This window comes from Gracilibacillus sp. HCP3S3_G5_2 (genome assembly GCF_052063305.1).
GTDB lineage: Bacteria > Bacillota > Bacilli > Bacillales > Amphibacillaceae > Gracilibacillus.
Map to the genome: position 1 here is coordinate 28906 of NZ_JBQHXU010000016.1, position 15794 is coordinate 44699.

The following is a 15794-nucleotide window of genomic DNA, read 5'->3' on the forward strand; positions in this document are numbered from 1 at the left end:
AGAATAATTATGGGGAGATGGACAATAAAGTTGTGATATCACGGGTGCAGCAAATGGCATGAGGCTAGCGGCGGTTGAATTATTTCATAATGAAGAGGCAAAAGTGGTTGCTACAGATATTGCTACCCCTCAGTTAGAGCAAGAAGTTTCAAAGATTAGTAAGAATGTTTATACAGTTAAATTAGATGTAAACTTCAGAAGATAACTGGAGATTAGTGGATCCCTTATATGCAAAAATCAGGATATGGTTCCATTATTAATTGTGTGTCATTAGCAGCAATTGTGGGAGGCGCTGATAATGGAGCTGCAGCATATTGTGCTGCAAAAGGAGGAGTTCGTTCCTTTATCTAAACGTGCTGCAGTCAATTATGCCAAGGATAATATTCGTGTGAACTCCGTGTATCCGGGTGCTATTTTCATAGGTGTCGCTAAGAAACATGGTGTGAGAACACAAGAACAACTTGGAAAGGCATTCACTAATCAAATGCTATTACCACCTCATGCTGGAAATGCAAATGATATTGCTTATGCTTACTTGTATTTAGCATCAGATGAATCTCAACTTTGTTACTGGCGAAGAATTAATGATGGATGGTGATTGGGGTTCCCAGTAGCAAAAATATAGTAGATTAACAGCAATAAAAGAACTAAATAAAGAAAAAGAGGGTGGACATGAATTGAATGATAAAGTAGTAGATATGACAATTATTGGTGGTGGTCCTACCGGAATGTTTGCTGCATTTTATGGTGGCATGCGAAACTCTTCTGTAAAAATCATAGAAAGCCTGCCACAACTTGGAGGTCAACTTGCAGCTTTGTATCCAGAGAAATTTATTTATGATATTGCAGGTTTTCCGAAAATATCTGGTCAAAATCTAGTGGATAATTTACAACAGCAAATGAATATATTTAAAGACAAAATTGATATTTGCCTTGGAGAAACGGTAGAAGAAGTCGAAAAAATAGAGGATTATTTTATATTACGAACAGACAATGAAACACATTATACCAAATCTATTATTATCACAGCTGGAAATGGAGCTTTCGAACCAAGGAAATTGCCGATTGATGTAACGGAATATGAATTAAAGAACAATGTTCATTATTATGTAAAAGATATGCAACGTTTTGCAAATAAAGAAGTGGTTGTTTTCGGAGGTGGTGATTCTGCAGTTGACTGGGCATTAATGATAGAGCCCATTGCCAAAAAAGTAACGCTTGTACACAGACGTGATAAGTTTCGGGCACATGAGCATAGTGTAGAAAAATTAAAACAATCAACTGTTGAGTTAGCTACTCCTTTTATTCCAGTAAAATTCGATGGAGAACAATCATTAGAAAAAGTTATTCTACAGCAAGTAAAAGGTAATGAAATGAAAATTATTAATGCAGACGAAGTCTTAGTTAATTATGGATTTGTTTCTTCATTAGGTCCAATAAAAAGTTGGCAACTTGAAATAGAAAAAAATTCTATTGTTGTAAATTCAAAATTAGAAACAAATATAGAAGGAATATATGCTGCAGGAGATATATGTACTTACGATGGAAAAATAAATCTAATTGCAACTGGATTTGGAGAAGCAGCAACTGCAGTAAGTAATGCAAAAGTCTTAGTAGAACCAAATTCAAGGGTTCAGCCTATGCACAGTACAAGTTTAATGGAAGCCAAATAGTAGTGAAGGAGGAAAACATGACAGTTAAGTACACAAAAGTTAATCAAGAAACATGTATAGCTTGCGGAGAATGTGCGGATGTTGCTCCAGATATTTATGATGTAAATGACGAAGGGATTGCGTACGTGATCCTAGATGATAATAAGGGAACTAGTCCCATTCCAAATGAGTTATGGGAAGATATGGAGGATGCTTTTGAGGGCTGTCCATCTGAGTCCGTTCAAGTCTCAAACCATCCGTTTGAATTAAATGACGATTGAAAAATCCTTTAATAATTTTAAAGGATTTAGAAAGTTATAACGCTTATTGAACAATTTAATGACAGTGAATGAAATTAATCGGCTAGAAGTAGTGAGTAATGATACATTTGCTAAAAGTAAGAGGTACAAGTGTATTAAGATTTTCTACCATAGAATAATAGCTTGCTAATTATTACTATTCAAATAATTTCCTTATCCCTCACTAATAGATGTTTGCCTAAAGCCATTTTATATGTGGTAGGCTCATGAGTTTATTAAAATGACTTATGAGCCATTTGTTGTGGTTGTGTGAACTGTTTACACAATATATTAAGGAGGTCCGTTTATGAGTATTCGGGAGGAGTTTGATGTTGTTGTGGTTGGTAGTGGTGCAGGAGGATTAGTCGCAGCAATTACTGCTGCTTCTAATAATCTAAATACACTCTTGATTGAAAAAAGTGCTGTTTGGGGAGGTTCTTCTGCGTTATCTGGTGGTGGTTTATGGATTCCTAACAATCACGTATCTAAACGAGCGGGATTACAAGACAGCAGAGAAGAAGCACTCATCTATATGGAAGAGGTTATTAACTATAAAGGATCAGCTTCTTCTTATGAAAGGAAAAAAGCGTATGTAGAAAATGGACACGAAATGGTAAAGTTTTTAGAGGATAAAGGTGTTAAATGGGTACCAGGTATGCAATATCCTGATTATTATCCAGAAAAACCTGGTGGAAAAATTGGGCGTTCACTAGAAGCAGAGATTTTTGATGCCAGGAAACTAGGTGAGATGGCTAATACCTTACGTGTTGGGGAATTAGAGGATCCCATTCCACTATACTCATGAAAGGTTGCATCATTACCTAAAGCATTTACAAACATTCAAGATTTTACTACAGTAGTTGGTATGTTTCTAAATGGTTTTAAACATAAAATAAAAAGGGAAAAACCACTTTCTATTGGTGCTGGATTAGTAGCCAATCTAATGAAGATCGTTAAAGATTTAAAAGTGCCTGTCTGGTTATCAACACCATTAAAAGACATTGTTATCGAAAACGACAAGGTTGTAGGTGTGAAGGTTGATAAAAATGGTGAATCATTTACTATAAAAAGTAAAGCGGTCATTTTAGCTAGTGGAGGTTTCGAACGGAATCACACTTTAAGAGAAAAGTACCATCATATAGGAGCTGATTGGACATCAGGAAGTGAAGATAATACAGGGGATATTTTACTAATTGCTCAAAAATACAACTTAGATACGGAACTACTGAATGATGCTTGGTGGGGGCCATCTACATTAGACGAGAATGGAGCAAGAAAATTCTTAGTTTATGAAAGGTCAATGCCACATAGTATTATTGTTGATCAAACAGGTGAAAGATATATGAATGAATCAGAGTCATACGTTGATGCAGGTCATGCCATTCTCGATAGACAAGAACAAAATGGTAAAGCAATTCATTCATGGTTGATTTTAGAGAGTCGGAATCGCAACAAATATTTGTTCGGTGAAATGCTCCCTCGGGTGACACCAAAAAAAGCTATTGAAAATAATTTTTTAATTAAAGCAAACTCTATCGAAGAATTAGCAAATAAATGTAACATAGATATAGATGGACTGAGATCAACAATTTCAAAGTTTAATAAATATGCAGAGCAAGGAAGAGATGAGGATTTTGGAAGAGGTAATTCCGTCTATGATAATTATTATGGTGATCCGACATACAGGAATCCTAACTTAGGTGCTATCGAAAAACCTCCATTTTATGCGTGTAAAATTTATCCTGGAGACTTAGGTACTAAAGGCGGGATTCTAGCAAACGAGCATGGGCAAGCGATGAGAAATGGTCAACCTATTAATGGTCTCTATGCGACTGGTAACTGCTCAGCTTCTGTTATGGGAGATGTTTATCCCGGACCAGGTTCAACTTTAGGGCCTACGACTGTCTTTGGGTACATTTCTGCAAATCATATTAAGAAAAATTTATGAATTGCGAATAAAACTTATAGAATTAATTATTTATAATATTATTTATTTTTTATGTGTAGTAAGTATTCAATATAGAAGCATCAATAGTATTTTCATTGGTGCTTCGTTTCTATTATAGGGAGCACAAAGATTATAAATGATAGTTGCAGAATCTACGTAATAATAGAGACTAGAGTTGATTATGGAAAGAGGGCAAGTAGTATATGGATTATGACAAGTTTTTTTTATTTGACGATCAGTCTAAAATATTTAATGTTTATCGTGTCAGGTTGTTGTTTTGGATTTTATTAGTAACAGTAGGTACTTTATTGTTACAATTTATCGGAGAAGTGTTATTTGTTTCAGCTGCCATTTTCTTTATTTTAATGGTTTTACATATTTTGCTCTATCGTTTTTCAAATTCTTTAAAAAGAAAATATTCTTTGTATTACTTTTTTTTACAATCCTGTATTATTTTTATTTCTGCTTTTCTATTGCCACACGGATCTCCTATAATATTGGTGGGATTGTTACCTATTTTAATTTCAGAAAGTATACATTTATTTAAAAGCTCTTTTAAAGTATTGCTAGCAGTTATCATTCTATATATTTTTTATACTGTAGCAATTGCGGTGAATTATGGTGTGCATGAATTACGCATTTTTATACCTATTTTGTTTTTTATTGTAGCTATTGCTGTTTTTTACTCGATTCTACATGTGAAAGAAATAAATGCCTGGAGACGTATGCAGTACTACATAAATCAATTAGAAAATGCTAATCAAAAAATAGAAGAATTGACAATTAGAAACGAAAGAAAGCGTCTAGCGCGTGATTTGCATGATACGATGGCACAAGGACTAGCAGGGTTAATTATGAAATTAGAAGCAATCGATGTATACATAGACCAAGGGAATCACACAAAGTCAAAGGAAATATTACTAGAATCGATGAAACAAGCAAGAACAACATTAAAAGATGCGCGAGAAGCAATTGATGATTTGCGTTCTAAATCGCTATCGGAGGTTACCTTTGTACACGAGGTAGAAAAAGAAATTGTGAAATTTAAAGAGGCCACCTCTATTAAAGTTAATAAATCGATAGAGGCAATTCCACCATTGCCAGATTTATTAAAAAAGCATGTTATTTATATAATAAGAGAATGCTTAACCAATATCGTCAAACATGCACAGGCTAACTCAGTGGAATTGGAAATTGATGTTATAAATGCTGACTTATGTATTAGAATCTCTGACAATGGTATAGGTTTTGATCCTAACTATATTGGTAAAAAAAGTGGGCATTATGGATTGTTAGGAGTTTATGAACGCGTAAGGATTCTAGGTGGAATTGTCAATATAGAGAGTAAGAAGAAATTCGGCACAACGGTAAAAATTGTAATACCATTTACTCAGGAAGGTGATCGAAATGAAAATTAAAATATTAATTGTTGATGATCACTTAGTCGTTAGAGAAGGATTAAAATTGATTTTAGAAACTAATGAAGCTTTTGAAGTTATTGGTGAAGCACAAAATGGAAAAGAAGCTATGCAATTCATCCAAAAGCAAAAACCAGACGTAATGTTATTGGACCTAAAAATGCCAGAAGTAAGTGGCTTGGAAACGATGCAGCAACTAAGGCAAAGAGATATTAATATCCCCATCATCATCCTAACAACTTATAATGAAGATGGATTAATGAAGAAAGGTATGAAGCTTGGGGCAAAGGGTTATTTATTGAAAGATACAAACAGGGATAACTTATTTAGAACAATTGAATCAGCCTTTAGAGGAGAAACATTGATACAACCTGACATAATGGAAAAGCTATTGCAGGAAGAAGAACTAGTAGAAGATGCTAACGACAAAGCAAGTAATAATTATTCATTATTAACAAAAAAAGAAAGATCTATTTTACAAGCTGTATGTGATGGACTTAAAAATAAGGAAATTGCTATTAAATTTGGAATTGCTGAACGAACTGTTAAATTCCATTTAACGAATATTTATAATAAGCTAGGCGTTGATTCAAGAGCAGAAGCTGTATCACATTCTATTAAGAGAGGATATATAAATCCATGATGAACAGAGTGCATGAATCTTAATAGACTTTGGGACTACAGAAAAATGAAGTGTATAAAATGATTCTAAAAAAAGCCTAATTTGATTAAAATTAAAATTAGGCTCTATCTGTTCAGGATTTTATCAATATTTGTGTAAAATTCAATGTAGTCTTCTATAAGCTGTTAAACATATTTTTTCATCAAAATCCCCCTTATCCATTAATTTTTTATGATTTTATTTTACTTTTTGCAATGTCAACCTTGCAATATCGGCGAAAACGGAAACATCTATATCAAAAAAACGAAATAAAGAACGATGTAAGCGATAATATTTCATAAATCTTATGTTATATATCTATTACATCTGTTTTGTTTGCTAGAGAATGATTCGCCAACTAGCAATTTACTTTTTCATATGTAACAATAAGCTATATTAGTTTTCTATGAGGGCTTAATCGTACATTTAAAATAATTGGGGGGTGAAGTGGATGTTGATAAAAAAAGAGGAAGATATGAATGAAAAAGTTGAAACAGTAATTGACTCAATAAAGAAAATAGATTTTCAGCTGATCACAGAGACAAATATATGGTTCGTGTTGTCTGGATATTTGGAAATTATGAGAAATGGTTCGGCTATTCTAATTCGGACTGGCGATATTTTTATTCTGAATAAAGGTGATATGGTTCGAGTCATAGATGCTAAGGACAATCAAACACTTACAATGAAACTATATCAAAATAAACTACCTCCTTTTAAGCTAAGTCTGCCATTATCGATGGTATATAAAAAAGATGCCTATCAGTTGATTAAAGACTGTATTGCGTATTTATATATGGAAAAAAAATCAAATGAAGCAGGGTCTTCTTATATGGTTGAAAGTTATTTTCAACGACTTATCGGACTACTATATCGTTATTTACAACCGATAGAAGAAGGCTCAACACAAATTTTGTCAGATAAAGTGAGAGAAGTAGTTTCCTATATTAATGAGAATTATGCAAATAAATTAACCTTAGATAAGATAGCTGAACAGTCTTTCAGTAGCAAATACTACTTATCCCATACTTTTAAAGAGCAATTAGGTATAACGATTGGAAATTATATTAAAGAAGTACGATTGTTTCACAGTATTCGGATGTTAGAAAGAACTAATGAAAAAATAGTCACAATAGCGTTATCTAATGGTTTTCCGAGTCTTCGTTCATTTAATGAAGCTTTTAAAAGTAGGTTTCACCATACACCGGCAGCTTTTCGAAAAAAACGCAGGAGAGAAAAAGAACAGCATCTTGTCGATGAAAGCAAGCATGAAGATGTGATAGAGCTTTTATCTCCATATGTGTCAGTAGATGAATATCTTGGAACCTCCTCTTATTATCATGAACAATTAAAGGTCGAAATTAATCCGAAACAGCTACAAGCCAAATTTCCAAAAGTAAATCATGTTTTAAAGGTGAAGCCATATCATATTGACAGTCGTCTCATTGAAGTTAATCGAAGTCTTGGAATAAAGTGGGTCGCTGTAACGCACATAATCAAGAAAATAAATATGCACTATAAAAATGGTAACCTTACCTATTCCTACAGAGAATTAGATCAGTTACTACAGCAAATAATATCAGCAGGTATGAAACCTTATATACAATTTCAAACCGTTGATTTTGATGAGTGGCAGTCAAACATTGATGAACATGATAACCTCTTTCAAGATTTGATAGCAGAGTTAAAATATCATTTGCAACAAAACTTTTCATCTACCAATGAATGGGTATATGAATTTCGTTGTTTTTACGAATTTGAAAACTCTGGGAGCTTATGTACGCCTTTAGCAGAAAGTATTTCGATATTTAAGGGCTATTCTAATATTGTTATTCATTTTCCAAAGCGACCAGAAGATTCAGTATTAATGGATTTGAATGAAATGGATTGTGTGTATTGTATTGATGATTATGCGTTCATACGAAAAATATCATTTGCAAATGCTTTGAATCATTTAAATGATGAATCTAATATCAAAGCAATAAGTGAACATAATAATTTTGAGGATCAAATTAGTATTTTAGATCGCATGCTTGCTGTAGAAAATGATGAGTATCACCAAAAATACACAGACCTAGTACAAGCAAATGCATTTATATGGCAAAATATGAGACAGATCATTGAAACAGATGATATGGCTAGCCTGTTCCCACCAATATCGCTGGATACTGAGAACTTGTTTGAGTATTTTCCAGAAGAATTAGCAGGTAAATTATCATTATGCACAATAGATGGTCGACTAAAGGAAAATTGGTATGCAACAGCATTTCTTAATCAATTATATGAAGAGATTATCTTTCAAAATGAGGCCTGTATCGTGACAAAGTGGCAGGAGAATTACCGTATATTAACGGTATATCCTGAGGAAGAGTTAATATACATTTTTAAACAGGAAGGGAACAAAGTATTTAACTCTAATCGAAGAATCGCAAAAAGTCCTCATCTCTCAGTCGAATTAAAAATGCAGAATGTTGTAGGAACATATCGATTGGTTAAGCAAGAATTAACTACAGATTTAGTTGATAGGCGAACGGACATAGAAGAATTAAGAAAGTGCAAAAAATTGTCCTATGACGACATTGCCTATTGGAATGCAATTAATCGTCCGTTAAGAACCATCGAAACCCTTGAAATTAGGGAGAATAATACGATTCGCTTTGATGTTCCCCTCTTTGGTATTATTATGATCGAGTTGGAAAAAGTGAGTGAATAATGCTAAATATTGCTTTCTGAAATTCGGTAAAAATCGAATGAAAGCAATATTTAGCTTTTTTTAAGCAATAAATGCATAGTTAAGTTAGAGGTGCTGTTTTAAAATGATGAATAAAGAAAGAGAATTGTTAAGGCTTTCACTTCAAGGTATAGCACTAAAAGGGGGAATCATAATGTTGGAATTTTTAAAAAAGAGAAGAGCAAAAAAACAAGAGATTTTGCAGCAAGTAAAGGAAGATAAGCGAAAACAGAAGGAAAGAAAGCAAGAGATTGCTACTTTATCAGGTGAAGAAAAAAAGGCAGCAATTGAAAGCGATAAACAATTAAGAAAAGAACAGAAAAAACAGCGTAAGACAGAGATAAAATCATTAAAAGGTAAAGCAAAACGAAGTGCTAAAAAAGAATCAAAAATGTATAAAAAGCTTAAAAATCGCCCTAGACGATTCACGGGATGGGCAATTGTAGGTATATTAATAGCTTTTATATTTATACAAATTGGTCCGACAGCTATGAATTTACTGGAAACGATGTCAGGAAAGCATATTACCGTTGATACAGATTCTGCTGAAGCGATTGTGGCTAGAGAAAATGGTGATCAGTTATCAGAAAAAATAGCGAATGAAGGAATTGTGTTATTAAAAAATGAGGATAATCATTTGCCGTTAAACGAAAAGAAAGTGAATGTATTTGGTTTCTCATCCTTTGATTTCCGATATGGCGGTGGAGGTTCTGGTGGTGCAGATTTATCAAGAGCAGTATCACTATATGAGGGACTAGAAAATGCCGGTATTTCGTATAATTCAGAGCTTCATGACATGTATAAAGGACTCAGAGAGGAACAAGGTATAGAAGAAGATAATGAAGGCACTGGTATCATGCAGGTTGTTCAAGGAATGTTTGGCAGCAATAAAAGTGGTGAACCAAGTATTGATTATCTTTCAGAGGAAGCTATCGAGCAAGCAAAAAACTATTCCGAGAATGCATTAATTGTGCTTCCTAGTGCAGGAACAGAAGCAAGTGATATGTCAGAAGAACAACTGCAATTAACCGATGCTAAGCGTGACTTGATAGAGAAAGTGGCTACAAATTTTGAAAATGTAACGATTGTGATAAATGCAGGAAATACGTTAGAAATTGGGTTTGTGGAAGAGTATGAATCGATTAAATCCGTACTATGGGTGGGAACACCTGGTCCATATGGAACCAATTCATTAGGAAATGTTTTAGCGGGTAATATTAATCCATCTGGTCGTCTCACAGATACGTATGTTTACGATAATCAATCATCTCCAGCAAGTGAAAATTTTGGTGATTACCAATATGATAACTTAGATTATTCTTTTATCAATTATCAAGAAGGCATTTATGTTGGTTATCGCTTTTACGAAACTTACTTTGAGAATGATGAAGAGGGTTACCAAGAAACGGTGCAGTATCCTTATGGCTATGGTTTAAGTTATACCGATTTTGAATGGAATGTGGTTGAACAAAATTTCTCTGAACAGTCTATCGAAGTAAAGGTAGAAGTGACAAATGTCGGTGATGTAAGCGGCAAAGAGGTTGTCCAGCTCTATTATTCAGCACCATATACGGAAGGTGGATTAGAAAAAGCAGCTATTGAAATGGCAACCTTTGAAAAAACATCATTATTAGAACCTAATGAATCAGAAGTGTTGACACTTTCTTTTGATACATTTGAAATGGCTTCTTATGATATGCACGAGGAAGAAGCGTATGTATTGGATCCAGGAACCTATGAAATAAAAGTAGCTCGTAACGTTCATGATATTGTTGAAAGTTACGAATATGAACAATCGAATAAAATAGTTTATGAGGAAGATCCGGAGACCGGCACATCTTATGAAAATCAATTTGAATTAGCAGCAGGTGAAATTACTTATTTATCTCGTAATGATTGGGAGAATACGTATCCTTCAGACGATGATATCAGCTATGAAGCACCAAAATATGTAGTGGATGCCTTTAATGAAGAAAGAGAAGATTCCAATATGGAAATGCCTACTTTTGGAGAAGACAATGGGCTGAAATTAAAAGATTTAAAAGGCTTAGACTATGATGATCCAAAGTGGGACCAATTCTTAAATCAACTGACATTAGACGAGATGTTCCATTTCGTAACAGAAGGAGCCTATAAAACAAATGAAATAGAACGTTTAGGTGTACCTCAAACGTTATTGATGGACGGTCCTGCTGGGTTTAGTTACATGTTTAAACCAGTTACGGCAGCGGCTTATCCATCAGAAATAGTGATTGCCTCCACATGGAATAAAGAGTTAGCTTATCAAATGGGGGAAGCAGTAGGAAAAGAAGCGCGCGCATACGGTATTCAAGGCTGGTACGCACCTGGTATGAATATTCATCGTACCGCACAAGGTGGTCGTAATTTTGAATATTTCTCTGAAGATCCGATTCTTTCTGGAAAAATGGGATCAGCGATCACAAAGGGAGCTCAAGATCAAGGCATTATTGTTTTTATGAAACATTTTGCTTTAAATGATCAAGAAACAAATGCTCGCTCAGGAAATATTGTTTGGGCTAATGAACAAGCAATTCGCGAAATTTATTTAAAACCATTTGAAATGACAGTAAAAGAAGCAGATGTTCTTGGTGTAATGTCTAGCTTCGCAATGATTGGTGGGGAATGGTCAGGTGCCAATGCAAACTTGTTACAAAATGTTTTACGTAAAGAATGGGGTTTTGAAGGATTTGTATCAAGTGATGCTGTCTTTGGCTTTATGAAAGCACCTGATGCGGTTATTGCTGGAAATGATTTGATGTTAGATACGATGTCATCCCATACTAACCGGAAGTTATTAGAAGAAGCATATGAAAAGGACCCTTCAGGTATTGCGAATGGTGTACGAGAAAGTGTCCACCACATATTGTATACGATCTTGAAAACATATTTATTTGATTAATATTTTTTAAAATTAAAACACGTATCTAGAATATTTTTTAGGTACGTGTTTAAAAGTGAAAGTGTATGTCTGATGAAAAGTCATAAATGAGATAAGGGTGAAATCATGAAATATAGAAATATAATTGAGGAAATGTCATTAGAAGAAAAAGCATCGTTAATGTCAGGGGAGAACTTTTGGAATACAAAAGCGATCGAACGATTAGATATTCCTAGTATTATGTTGACAGATGGACCACATGGACTGCGAAAGCAAGGCGGTAAAGCTGATCATCTAGGATTAAATAAAAGTTTACCCGCGACATGTTTTCCGACTGCTGCAACTTTAGCCAACAGCTGGGATAAGCAGTTGGTTTATCGCGTTGGCGAGTTGATAGGTAAAGAAGCAGCAAGTGAAAAAGTAAGTGTGTTACTTGGACCCGGATTAAATATTAAGCGTAATCCATTATGTGGTCGAAACTTTGAATATTTTTCAGAGGATCCATATTTAACAGGTGAATTAGCAAGCGAAATGGTCAACGGTATCCAATCAAACGGTATTTCTGCTTGTCCCAAGCACTATGCGGTAAACAGTCAGGAACATATGCGGATGACCATTGATGAAATTGTTGATGAGCGTTCATTAAGAGAAATATATTTAGAAGGATTTAGACGTATAGTGGAAAAGAGCAATCCGAAAACAATTATGAGTTCTTATAATAAAGTGAATGGCACTTATGCAAATGAAAATACTTATTTAATGCAAGATATTTTGTATAAAGAATGGGGTTTTGATGGGGTAGTAGTAACAGATTGGGGTGGTAATAATGACCGAGTAGCAGGCTTGAAAGCAGGTAATCAATTAGAGATGCCTTCCACTAATGGCATTACAGACAGAGAAATAGTGCAGGCTATCCACAATAATGAACTAGATGAAGAGGTGTTGGACAAGGCAGTCGATCAATTATTGGACCTGGTGTTTACTACACAACCACTCGACAAGGAAACAGTGAAAGTTGACTTTGATGAACATCATAACGAAGCAATTGAAGCCGCTAAACGTTCGATCGTGTTATTGAAGAATGATGCGTCTATTTTACCGATTCAGTCTGATCAGAAAATTGGAGTGATTGGTGATTTTGCCAAAAATCCACGTTATCAGGGTGCTGGTAGCTCACTTATCAATCCAGCTAAATTATCGAATGCATGGGATGTCTTGATGGACTCAGACTTATCCATTGCTGGCTATGCTCAAGGCTTTAAGCGAATGGGGGGAAAAAGCGACCGGTTAGTGAAAGAAGCAGTGAATTTAGCGCAAGAAGTAGACTCTGTTCTGTTGTTTTTAGGGTTAGATGAAGGTAGTGAAGCAGAAGGGATTGACCGTAAACATCTTCGATTGCGTGATAACCAGTTGGAATTAGTTCGCTCTTTATCCAAAGTAAATGAAAATATTATAGTGGTTCTGGCTGGCGGTGGAGCCATTGAAATGCCATTTGTAAATGATGTTAAAGCAATCGTTCATACTTACTTATCTGGTCAAGGGAGTGCAGAAGCACTACTCAGTATTTTACAAGGAACGTACAACCCAAGTGGTAAGCTAAGTGAAACATTCCCTCTTCAATATGAAGATGTTTCTTCTGCACCGTATTACCCAGGAAAAGAAGCCACTGCGGAGCATAGAGAAGGACTTTTTATCGGTTATCGATATTTTGACACAGTGGAGAAGCCAGTGTTGTTTCCGTTCGGTCATGGATTGTCTTATACGACTTTTTCTTATTCTGATTTGATTATAGATCAAAAGAAAGTAAGTTTTACGATCACCAATACAGGTGATTTGGCAGGAGAAGAGGTTGCTCAACTATATATAGAAAAAAAGGATTCTAAGATCTTTAGAGCAAAACGTGAATTAAAAGGGTTTGAGAAAGTTTTCTTAGAAGCTGGTGAAAGTAAACAGATTAGCATCTCATTACAGGATCAAGATTTTGCCTATTATAATCCGAGTATTCAAGGTTGGGCTGTAGAACCGGGGGAATATGAAATACAAATAGGCAGTTCGATTGCATCGATTTATTTAAAAGGGTCTATCACAATAGAAGGGGATAATATTCCGTGTGCACATACGAAGGAAAAGTTTCCAAACTACTTTAATGGAACGGTTCATGACGTAACAGATGAAGAATACCATAGGTTGTTAGGGTATGAACCACCATCTCCTAGTTGGGATCCCAATAAAGATTTAGGGCTAAACGATACTATTGCGCAGGCCAAATACAAAAATTTTATTGGAAAATCGTTATATGGTATCGTGCTTTTCTTTAATAAATTTTTTAATTTTATCAATAAACCACTTTTAGCGAACAATGTTTACTTTGTACTAAATATGCCTTTTCGCCAAATTGACCGGTTCACAGGTAATAAAATAAGTCAAAAACACATAGCGAAACTGCTTAAATGGATAAATAAGTAAATATATGTTAGGGATTACGCTAATTATTGTTACATGAGAAATTTATTATTAAGAAAAATTTCAGAACATAGATGCCATAATTATATAAATATGATGGCAAAAAAACACCGATCTTCTACAAAGGATGAATTGCACCCTTTGTTTGCTAATGGTATAACGGGAACATTAATTCAAAAGAAAACAGACTTAGATATCCATTGTTTTCGGTCAGGTCCACTTGGGGGGATCAAGCAATTGGAGCAATGATAGCTAATAATGAAATGGATATGGTGATTTTTTTCAGAGATCTATTAACAGCTCAACCACATGAACCAGATATTTCCGCTTTAATGAGATTATGTGACGTGTATGACATTCCGTTAGCTACAAATATGGGGGCAGCAGAGATTCTAATTCGATCGTTAGAACGAGGAGATTTAGAATGGCGAAATATTATATCTGAAGACAAAGAAAAAGAATTAATGAAAAAAAGTTTATTTATAGAGTCGATCCAATCTCATTTTTTAGATAGTTGTCTTATAAAGTAAAGACTAGATAAATATATAACAGACAATATAAAAAGCTTGTTCAACGATTTAACTGGAAAGCACCTCCTTATGGTCATATTTTTAATGACTTTAAGAGGTGCTTTTCTCTATATTAATTTTGGCTCTAAAATATATGTTGGGGTACAAATAATTTATACAAAATATAGATATTTGGGTCGCATAAATTAAGAGTGAACTTAGTGATCACCCCAACATTTGTCGAAGAACTCAAAAAATTAGTTAATACCTTTCCATATGAATTCTCAAACATATATTAAATTTGTTATAATCTATTTACTCGTACAAATAAATTTTTTTAAGAGGTGGGTGTTAAGTGGCAAAACCAAAAAGAATACCGAAATACAAAATGATTGAAGATTATATCCTACAAAAAATCAAAGGCGGCCAATATGTAAAAGGTTCACCAATTGAGACTGAACAGGAATTGGTAAAGAAATTTAATGTTAGTAGAGTTACTGTGCGTCAAGCAACCAATAATCTGGTGGCAAAAGGATTTCTTTCTCGAAGTCAAGGAAGCGGAACATATGTTACCAATCAAAAGGTAATTGAACGGTCTACTCATGTAAAAAGTTTCACTGAAGAGATGCTGGAAACAGGAAAACAGCCGTCAACGGATGTAATCGAATTTAAAGTAATCCCTTCAAGTGAGGAGATAGCAAATAAATTGACCATCACAAAAGGGGATCCAATTTATTATATAAAAAGGTTACGAAAAGCAGATAATATGCCAATGATGCTGGAGACTAATTTCATGGAAGTTCAAAAATATCCTGATTTATCTTATGATCGTATTCGGAAGTCTAAATATGAATTTATTGAGGGATACACCAAGGAAACGATTGACCACTCTCACCATATCGTTGTTCCCATAATGCCATCAGATGAAATTGTAAACTATTTTAATTGTGATCCTTCCACTCCTTTATTGAAAGTACTAAACACTACTTATCTGTCTAACGGCCAAATATTAGATTATACGGAATTAATATTAAATGGAGAAGAGTATCAATATCAATCGATACGTGGAAAATAGAGGAGAAGTAAGTCATTGATAATGGCTGCTTCTTTTTTGTTTTTTAAAAAGATGTTAACCTTTAAAATTTAATAGTATCTATTGAATCCTTTAATAAACCTATATAATCATGATTGAAAAACTTTAAATATTATAATAT

Annotated in this window: 11 protein-coding genes and 2 pseudogenes; all 13 read left to right on the top strand. The window is 34.2% G+C overall.

The window, feature by feature from the left end:
• Positions 1-58: 58 nt before the first annotated feature.
• The 13 genes and pseudogenes from ACTNEP_RS18640 to ACTNEP_RS18700 all read left to right on the top strand — a co-directional run bounded on the left by ACTNEP_RS18640 (position 59) and on the right by ACTNEP_RS18700 (position 15655).
• On the top strand, positions 59-205 hold the full coding sequence (locus tag ACTNEP_RS18640; RefSeq protein WP_441163471.1) for a hypothetical protein: 147 nt from the start codon (positions 59-61) through the stop codon (positions 203-205).
• Between the two features lie 23 nt (positions 206-228).
• Positions 229-351, top strand: a complete 123-nt coding sequence (locus ACTNEP_RS18645; RefSeq protein WP_441163472.1) for a hypothetical protein — start codon at positions 229-231, stop codon at positions 349-351.
• Complete coding sequence (locus ACTNEP_RS18650; RefSeq protein WP_441163473.1) at positions 299-598, top strand: SDR family oxidoreductase; 300 nt, start codon at positions 299-301, stop codon at positions 596-598. The genes ACTNEP_RS18645 and ACTNEP_RS18650 overlap by 53 nt, the downstream gene beginning before the upstream one ends.
• Before the next feature lie 100 nt (positions 599-698).
• Positions 699-1673: an NAD(P)/FAD-dependent oxidoreductase gene (locus ACTNEP_RS18655; protein ID WP_441163492.1), complete on the top strand. Its 975-nt coding sequence runs from the start codon at positions 699-701 to the stop codon at positions 1671-1673.
• 17 nt (positions 1674-1690) lie between these two features.
• Positions 1691-1933, top strand: a complete 243-nt coding sequence (locus ACTNEP_RS18660) for a ferredoxin (protein ID WP_441163474.1) — start codon at positions 1691-1693, stop codon at positions 1931-1933.
• A gap of 325 nt (positions 1934-2258) precedes the next feature.
• A pseudogene (locus tag ACTNEP_RS18665) lies at positions 2259-3899 on the top strand (FAD-binding protein).
• 203 nt (positions 3900-4102) lie between these two features.
• A complete protein-coding gene (locus ACTNEP_RS18670; protein ID WP_441163475.1) occupies positions 4103-5317 on the top strand; it encodes a sensor histidine kinase in 1215 nt (404 codons plus the stop codon).
• A complete protein-coding gene (locus ACTNEP_RS18675) occupies positions 5307-5960 on the top strand; it encodes a response regulator transcription factor (RefSeq protein ID WP_441163476.1) in 654 nt (217 codons plus the stop codon). The genes ACTNEP_RS18670 and ACTNEP_RS18675 overlap by 11 nt, the downstream gene beginning before the upstream one ends.
• A gap of 469 nt (positions 5961-6429) precedes the next feature.
• Positions 6430-8691, top strand: a complete 2262-nt coding sequence (locus tag ACTNEP_RS18680) for a helix-turn-helix transcriptional regulator (RefSeq protein WP_441163477.1) — start codon at positions 6430-6432, stop codon at positions 8689-8691.
• A gap of 172 nt (positions 8692-8863) precedes the next feature.
• A complete protein-coding gene (locus ACTNEP_RS18685) occupies positions 8864-11629 on the top strand; it encodes a glycoside hydrolase family 3 N-terminal domain-containing protein (protein WP_441163478.1) in 2766 nt (921 codons plus the stop codon).
• 105 nt (positions 11630-11734) lie between these two features.
• Positions 11735-14074, top strand: a complete 2340-nt coding sequence (locus ACTNEP_RS18690) for a glycoside hydrolase family 3 C-terminal domain-containing protein (RefSeq protein WP_441163479.1) — start codon at positions 11735-11737, stop codon at positions 14072-14074.
• A 132-nt stretch (positions 14075-14206) separates the two neighbouring features.
• Positions 14207-14532, top strand: a pseudogene (locus tag ACTNEP_RS18695) (methylglyoxal synthase); the annotation flags it as partial.
• A gap of 403 nt (positions 14533-14935) precedes the next feature.
• Entirely contained in the window at positions 14936-15655 is a 720-nt protein-coding gene (locus ACTNEP_RS18700; RefSeq protein WP_441163480.1) for a GntR family transcriptional regulator, read from the top strand.
• The last annotated feature ends 139 nt before the right edge of the window (positions 15656-15794 follow it).

Excerpts from the sequence above, each read along its gene's own strand:
- ACTNEP_RS18685 (WP_441163478.1), top strand. The coding sequence starts at position 8,864 with ATGTTGGAATTTTTAAAAAAGAGAAGAGCAAAAAAACAAGAGATTTTG.
- ACTNEP_RS18680 (WP_441163477.1), top strand. The coding sequence starts at position 6,430 with ATGTTGATAAAAAAAGAGGAAGATATGAATGAAAAAGTTGAAACAGTA.
- ACTNEP_RS18650 (WP_441163473.1), top strand. The coding sequence starts at position 299 with ATGGAGCTGCAGCATATTGTGCTGCAAAAGGAGGAGTTCGTTCCTTTA.
- ACTNEP_RS18675 (WP_441163476.1), top strand. The coding sequence starts at position 5,307 with ATGAAAATTAAAATATTAATTGTTGATGATCACTTAGTCGTTAGAGAA.
- ACTNEP_RS18660 (WP_441163474.1), top strand. The coding sequence starts at position 1,691 with ATGACAGTTAAGTACACAAAAGTTAATCAAGAAACATGTATAGCTTGC.
- ACTNEP_RS18670 (WP_441163475.1), top strand. The coding sequence starts at position 4,103 with ATGGATTATGACAAGTTTTTTTTATTTGACGATCAGTCTAAAATATTT.
- ACTNEP_RS18655 (WP_441163492.1), top strand. The coding sequence starts at position 699 with ATGACAATTATTGGTGGTGGTCCTACCGGAATGTTTGCTGCATTTTAT.
- ACTNEP_RS18645 (WP_441163472.1), top strand. The coding sequence starts at position 229 with ATGCAAAAATCAGGATATGGTTCCATTATTAATTGTGTGTCATTAGCA.
- ACTNEP_RS18690 (WP_441163479.1), top strand. The coding sequence starts at position 11,735 with ATGAAATATAGAAATATAATTGAGGAAATGTCATTAGAAGAAAAAGCA.
- ACTNEP_RS18640 (WP_441163471.1), top strand. The coding sequence starts at position 59 with ATGAGGCTAGCGGCGGTTGAATTATTTCATAATGAAGAGGCAAAAGTG.